1 protein-coding gene and 1 pseudogene are annotated in these 593 nt (G+C 45.0%); both read right to left on the minus strand.

Annotated features, from left to right (window positions below; all coding sequences use genetic code 11):
• Nucleotides 1–501 (minus strand): ribosome-dependent mRNA decay endonuclease Rae1/YacP (gene rae1 / locus RVS70_RS21860; RefSeq protein WP_321134825.1); only part of this gene is annotated, 501 nt, incomplete at its 3' end.
• A 6-nt stretch (nt 502–507) separates the two neighbouring features.
• Nucleotides 508–593, minus strand: a pseudogene (locus tag RVS70_RS21865) (23S rRNA (guanosine(2251)-2'-O)-methyltransferase RlmB); the annotation flags it as partial.

The following is a 593-nucleotide window of genomic DNA, read 5'->3' on the forward strand; positions in this document are numbered from 1 at the left end:
TCCCCGCCTCCACTTTTCAAACGTTTTCAAAACCTCTTCAGATAAAGCAATTTTACCCGCCGGCTTTTCGGAAGTGATTTTTCTTACCCGTCTCTCTATTCGCCTTTCAATCGCTTCTACCTCTCTCAAAAGCTCCCGGGCCGATTTCCGCAATGCCCCCTGTCCGAAAATCGCCCATTGCTCAGTATAGTCAGAGGTCGCAACGTGAATTTGAGTCGCGATATTATTCAAAGCCTGAGCGAGCTTTTCTATCCGCTCATCAGCCGTCTCATTTTCTTTTGTAAAAATCACTTCAACTCGATGGTTGGTCTGTTTTTTCTCAAGCCCTTTAACGAGATGCGCGTCAAAAACAACAATAACCCTGTTTCCTGTATACGATTGATATTCCGCCATTTTCTGAATCAGTACTTCTCTCGCCTCTTCGAAACTGTTCGCTTTTAAATCCTTCAGCTGCGGCCAGGCTCCAATCATGTTGTACCCGTCTACTAACAGGATATCCATGGGTCTTTATTCTCCCAGAGGGTTTCGTTTCCGGTAGACGTCATACATCAAAAGACCAGACGCGACAGATGCATTTAGTGAAGTTACATTTC

The sequence above is a fragment of the Virgibacillus sp. M23 genome (assembly GCF_034190895.1).
GTDB classification, from domain to species: Bacteria; Bacillota; Bacilli; order Bacillales; family Amphibacillaceae; genus Virgibacillus; species Virgibacillus salarius.